The 6,292-nt window shown below is 69.6% G+C and carries 3 protein-coding genes; 1 reads left to right on the top strand and 2 read right to left on the bottom strand.

Going from position 1 to position 6,292, the window contains the following annotated elements; genetic code table 11:
• The first annotated feature begins 132 nt into the window (after positions 1–132).
• Positions 133–372 (top strand): hypothetical protein, encoded by a 240-nt coding sequence (locus tag AB0M93_RS25740; RefSeq protein ID WP_364276943.1) that lies wholly within the window; start codon positions 133–135, stop codon positions 370–372.
• Positions 373–393: 21 nt separating this feature from the next.
• Here AB0M93_RS25740 and AB0M93_RS25735 read toward each other — a convergent pair whose 3' ends face one another.
• On the bottom strand, positions 394–4,182 hold the full coding sequence (locus AB0M93_RS25735; protein WP_364276941.1) for a DNA topoisomerase (ATP-hydrolyzing): 3,789 nt from the start codon (positions 4,180–4,182) through the stop codon (positions 394–396).
• Positions 4,183–4,209: 27 nt separating this feature from the next.
• Complete coding sequence (locus tag AB0M93_RS25730) at positions 4,210–6,261, bottom strand: DNA topoisomerase IV subunit B (protein WP_364276939.1); 2,052 nt, start codon at positions 6,259–6,261, stop codon at positions 4,210–4,212.
• Positions 6,262–6,292 lie beyond the last annotated feature (31 nt).

Raw genomic sequence — 6,292 nt, 5'->3', positions numbered from 1 at the left:
TGCGTGGGGTGCGGGGGCCCGGCGGCCCCGCCGCGGCGCCCCCCAAAACACATCCCCGCCCCCCCGGCGCGCCCCCCCCCCCCCCCCCCCACCCCCCCCCCCCCCCCCCCCACGACCGGGGACAATGGGTGCGTGAGGATCGATGCCGAAAAGATCAAGCGGCGCGGCTACTGGCGCACCCTGCTGTGGTGGCCGTTCCTCCTGGTGCTGGTCATCTCGTTCGGCGTCGATCTGCTCGTGAAGATCGGTCTCCACCGGTGGACCTTCGCCGCGGAACACCTGATCAGCGCGGCCGTCCGAGGGGTGCTGACCTGGCTGTTCTTCGCCGCCGTCTTCCGTTGGCTGATCCGGCGGGAGCGGAAGCGTCAGTGACGCTTCCGCTCCCGGCCGGTGTCAGTCGCGCTCGATGAGGTGACCCACCACGTCCGGGCCCGGGTGCGCGTGCCCCGAGCCGTCGCGGCGGACGTCGATCTCGGGCAGCTCCACCGGGTCGCCGTTGCGCGCCGCCCCGGCCGGGCGGGGACCGATCCAGGCCACGCGCAACGCCGTCTCGCCCTTGAGGAACCGCTGGGCCCGGACGCCGCCCGTCGCGCGGCCCTTCGCCGGGTACTCGCTGAACGGCGTCACCTTCACGCTCTGGCCCGTCGACGTGATCACCATCGGCTCGCCGTGCTCGTCGTCGTCCGTGCGGACCGCGCCGAAGAACACCACCGAGCCCGCGCCCACGTTGATGCCCGCCATGCCGCCGCCCTTGAGACCCTGCGGGCGGACCAGGGACGCCGCGTACTTCAGCAGCGACGCCTCCGACGACACGAACGCCAGCGTCTCCGAACCGTCGGTCAGCCAGGTCGCGCCGACGACCTCGTCGCCGTCCTTGAGGCTGATCACCTCGAACTCGTCCGAGCGGACCGGCCACTCCGGCGAACAGATCTTGACGACGCCGGCCCGGGTGCCGAGCGCCAGGCCCGGGGAGCCCGCCGCCTGCTCGCCCAGCGGGGCGATCCCGACGACCGTCTCGCCCTTCTCCAGCGGCACCAGTTCCTTCGCCGCCATGCCGCCGCGCAGCGACACCGTGCCGGCCTGCTCCGGCAGCACCGGCAACGGCAGCACGTCCGTCTTGAACGCCCGCCCGCGGCTGGTCACCAGCAGCACCTGCCCGCGCGCGGTCGTGTGGACCACGGCCGCCACGGCGTCGTGTTTCACGCGTCCGTTGCGGCGACGCGTCTCCGTCGCCTCCTCGGACTCGGCCGCGGTGCGGGCCACCAGCCCGGTCGCCGACAGGATCACCTGGCACGGGTCGTCCGCGACTTCGAGCGGGCCTGAAGGCTTCGACGCGGCCAGGACCTCCTTCAGGTCGCCGTCGATCAGCGCGGTGCGGCGCTCGGTCGGGAAGTCCTTCGCGATCTTCGCCAGCTCGGACGAGACGAGCTTCTTCAGCACCGACTCGTCGTCGAGGATCTTGGACAGCTCCGCGATCTCCTCGCGCAGCCGATCCTGCTCCGCCTCGAGTTCGAGGCGGTCGTACTTGGTCAGCCGGCGCAGCGGCGTGTCCAGGATGTACGTCGCCTGGATCTCCGACAGCTTGAAGCGCGTCATCAGGCCGTCCTTCGCGGCCTGCGCGTTCTCGCTCTCGCGGATGAGCTTGATCACCTTGTCGATGTTCAGCAGCGCGACCAGCAGGCCGTCGACCAGGTGCAGCCGCTCTTCGCGCTTGCGGCGGCGGTACTTCGTCCGGCGGGTGACGACGTCGTAGCGGTGCCGGAGGAAGACCTCGAGCAGCTCCTTGAGGCCCAGGGTCTGCGGCTGGCCGTCGACGAGCACCAGGTTGTTGATGCCGAACGACTGCTCCAGCGGCGTGAGCCGGTAGAGGTCGGCCAGCAGGGCCTGCGGGTTGACGCCGACCTTGCACTCGATGACCAGCCGGGTGCCGTTCTCGCGGTCGGTGAGGTCCTTGACGTCGGCGATGCCGGTGAGCCGCTTGGACTTGTTGACCTCGTCGGTGATCTTCTCGATCACCTTCTCCGGCCCGACGCCGTAGGGCAGCTCGGTGACGGTGATCGCCTGCCGCCCGCGGCTGCCTTCCAGCGGCCCGGTCTCGCAGTTCGCCCGCATCCGGACGACGCCGCGGCCGGTCTCGTACGCGCGGCGGACCTCGTCCAGGCCCAGCAGGCTGCCGCCGGTGGGCAGGTCGGGACCCGGGACGAACTCCATCAGCTTGTCGAGCGTCGCGGACGGGTGCGTGATCAGCCACCGCGCCGCGGCGACGACCTCGCCGAGGTTGTGCGGGATCATGTTGGTCGCCATCCCGACCGCGATCCCGGACGTGCCGTTGACCAGCAGGTTCGGGAACGCGGCGGGCAGCACGGAGGGCTCTTCGAGCGAGCCGTCGTAGTTGGGGCGGAAGTCGACGGTGTCCTCGCCGAGCTCGCCGACCAGCTGCATCGCCTCGGGGGACATCCGGGCTTCGGTGTACCGCGAGGCGGCCGGTCCGTCGTCTGGGCTGCCGAAGTTGCCGTGGCCGTCGATCAGGGGTGCGTTCAGGGAGAAGTCCTGCGCCAAGCGGACCATTGCGTCGTAGATCGCGGTGTCGCCGTGCGGGTGGTACTTGCCCATGCAGTTGTGGACTGCGAACCCTTCGACCACGAATTCGTGGGCGTCGGAGCCGACCTGGATGTCGTAGGTGACGTCCGGCGCGACGCGCTCGACCGACACCACTTCGAGGAACGAGAATCCCTTCAGCGCGTCGAGCCGATCGGCGAGCGGTGAGCCGATCCGCCGCAGCTTTTCGATCCAGCCGTCCTGGTGCGCCCGCGCGAGCGGGAACGAGCGATCGGCCAGCGCGGTGCCGTGCCGGTCCTTGCCGTAGCGCACCTTCGCCCCGCTCACCGCGGACAACGAGGCGCGGAAAGGAGTTCCCTCGGTGTCGCGGAACCAACCGCCGCCGGCGTGGGCGGCCGAGAACTCGGCCATGACGCCCTTGGCGGGCAACCGGTCGTTGCCTTGCTTGCCGCCGTAGGCGTAGGTGATCGCCGAGAGCTTTTCGAGATCGCTCTTCTTGTAGCCGATGGTGATCCACGGCGCCAGGATGGCGGCCAGAGCCGCGGCGTCGGCTCCGCTGACCGAGAGACCGAGCAGGTTCTTGTGGCCGTCCGGCTTCGGATTGGTCCAGTGGTGACCGTGGATCCCGAGGTCCGCGAGCATCGCGTAGACCTGCCGGATCAAAGCCTCGCTCGTGCTCACGTAAACGAGCTCGCGGTGGTTCTTGCGGATGTGGCCGTCGCCGTCGAAGATGCCCGCGAGGAACGGCGCCCAGCTCGAACGGTCCGCGAGAACCTCCGCCGGGACGACCTTCGCGTCGCTGAGCGGGCTTCCCGCCGCGAGAAGGCCGTCGTGCCGGGCGAAGGTGAGGATGTGCTGATCACGCCAACCCGGCTTCGCCGCGGTACGGGTTCCCCGGGACACGCCCAAGCCGTGGGCCGTTGCCCATTCGTACACCGAGTCGAGCGGCTCCACGTCGCACATGTGGATCCGGACCCGGCCGTCCGCGTCGCGGTTGCGGTCGACCGCGAAGCCTTCGGCCGTGATCAGGCCGAGAAGGTAGGCGTAGCGGTCTCCGCCCGCCGGCCGGTTCTCGCGGCGGGCTGCCCCGTAGGCGACGGTCCGGCGCCCGGTGAGGTCGCGGGCGTCCGTCCACGTCAGACTCGAGTCTTCCGCCACGGTCCGGAACCGCTGGCCCGGCGTCACGAGCATGGTGTGCCCGTTGGCCCAGGTGACGCGCACCAGTTCGGAGACCGGGTTCTCGTAGACCTCGGTGACCGGCACGGAGGCACCGCGACGGTCGAGCACGCGGTCGCCGACCTCGATCTCTTCGATCGGCCGCAGCCCCTCCGGGGTCGAGACCAGCGCCCCGCGGACGAAGCAGTCACCGACGACGCGGGACGACTTCACATACGCGTGCGTGGGCCGGTAACCCTGCTCGTGCATGGAAAACAGGATCCGGCGGTGCACCGGCTTCAGCCCGTCCCGCGCGTCCGGGAGGGCGCGCGAGTGGATGACCGAATACGCGTACTCCAGGTACGAGTCTTCGATCTCCGTCTTCAGCGAGTTGTCGAAGACGTTCGCGCCGGCGCGGTCGAACGCGCTGGGATCGACCTTGGTGGTGGTGCCCTTGCGGCGTGCCACGGCAGAACTCCTTGGTAGCTGAGAAAATTAAGCGTCGATGGCGTCGCGGTCGATCCGGTCCGAAGAGGCGACCAGCCAGTTCCGCCGGGGCTCGACCTTCTCGCCCATCAGCAGCTCCAGCGCGCCCTCGGCGGCCTCGGCGTCGTCCATGGTGATCCGGCGGACCGAGCGCGTGGCCGGGTTCATCGTGGTCTCCCACAGCTCGTCGGCGTCCATCTCGCCGAGACCCTTGAACCGCGGCACCGGCGTGACGATGCTCTTGCCCGCCCGCTCCAGCTCGGCGAACTTCGTCTCCATCTCCTGCTGGGTGTACGTGAAGTACGTCTCCGAGTTGCGGCCCTTGGTGACGAGCTTGTGCAGCGGCGGCATCGCCGCGTACAGCCGGCCGTCCTCGATCACCGGGCGCATGTACTTCGCGAACAGCGTGATCAGCAGCGTGCGGATGTGCGAACCGTCGACGTCCGCGTCCGCCATCAGGATCACCCGGCCGTAGCGCATGGTCGTCAGGTCGAACGTGCGCCCGGTGCCCGCGCCCAGCACCTGCACGATCGACGCGATCTCGGCGTTCTTCAGGGTGTCGCCGAGCGACGCCTTCTGGACGTTCAGGATCTTGCCGCGCAGCGGGAGCAGCGCCTGGTACTCCGAGACGCGCGCCATCCGCGCCGACCCCAGCGCGCTGTCGCCCTCGACGAGGAACAGTTCGCTGCGGGCGACGCCGGTGGTGCGGCAGTCGACCAGCTTCGGCGGCATCGCCGCGCCCTCCAGCGCGGTCTTGCGCCGGGCGGCGTCCTTCTGCTGCTTCTGGGTGAGCCGGACGCGGGAGGCGTCGACCACCTTCTGCAGCACGACCTTGGCCTCGGACTTCGTCTTGCGGTCCTCGGTCCACGCCTTGACGTGCTTGTCGACGATGCCCTGCAGGACGCGGGTGATCCCGGCGGTGGACAGCTCGTCCTTCGTCTGCGAGGTGAACTGCGGCTCCGGCAGCCGGACGTGCACCACGGCCGTCATGCCCTCGAGGACGTCCTCGATCGTCGGCATGTCCTCCTTGGGCTTGAGCAGCCCGCGGGTCTTGGAGATGGCCTCCTGCAACGCCTTCGTCACCGCGCGGTCGAAGCCGCGGCGGTGGGTGCCCCCGTGGACGTTGCGGATCGTGTTGGTGAAGCACTCGACCGTGCGCTCGTAGCCGGTGCCCCAGCGCATCGCCACCTCGACCTCGGCGTGGCGCTCCACATTGGACTGCATGACGCCGGCGGCGTCGGCCGCGTTCTCCTTGTACGTGCCTTCGCCGGTGATCAGCAGGGTGCCGCAGACCGGCTTCTCGCCCGAGGGCGTCAGGAAGTCGACCATGTCGACGAGGCCGTTCGGGAAGTGGAACGTCTCTTCGTTGATCGTGTCTTCGATCGCCGTGCGCAGCACGTACGTGACGCCCGGGACGAGGAACGCGGTGTTGCGCAGCTTCGTCCGGACGCCTTCGACGTCGAGCGCCGCGCCGGACTCGAAGTAGCGCGCGTCGTACCAGTAGCGGATCGAGGTGCCGCTGCGCTCGCCGCGCTTCATCTTGCCGGTGACGTTCAGCCCGGAGCGGCGGGTGAACTTCGCCTTGGGGCCGGGCGCGTCGAACGTGCCGGGGATGCCGTGCTTGAACGACATCTGGTGGACTTTGCCCTCTTGCTTCACCGTGACGTCGAAGCGGTGTGACAGGGCGTTGACCGCCGAAGCGCCGACGCCGTGCAGGCCGCCGGAGGTCTTGTAGCCGGAGCCGCCGAACTTGCCGCCGGCGTGCAGGCGCGTCAGCACCAGCTCGACGCCGGACAAACCGGACTTGGCGTGGGTGCCGGTCGGGATGCCGCGGCCGTCGTCGTCCACCTGGACGCTGCCGTCGGCGTGCAGCGTGACGACGATCTTCGTCGCGTAGCCGGCGACACCCTCGTCCGTGGAGTTGTCCACGACTTCGGAGAAGAGGTGGTTGATGCCCCGGCTGTCGGTGGAGCCGATGTACATCCCGGGTCGTTTGCGGACGGCTTCGAGACCCTCGAGATGCGTCAGGTCGTCGGCCCCGTACAAGGTCTCGGCAGTCACAGGGTCGTTCTCCCGGATCGTGGCTCGCGAA

The sequence above is a fragment of the Amycolatopsis sp. NPDC051102 genome, from assembly GCF_040682815.1.
Taxonomy (GTDB): domain Bacteria; phylum Actinomycetota; class Actinomycetes; order Mycobacteriales; family Pseudonocardiaceae; genus Amycolatopsis.
Note: the sequence above shows the minus strand (reverse complement) of the source record. Positions and strands in the feature narration are given on the sequence as shown.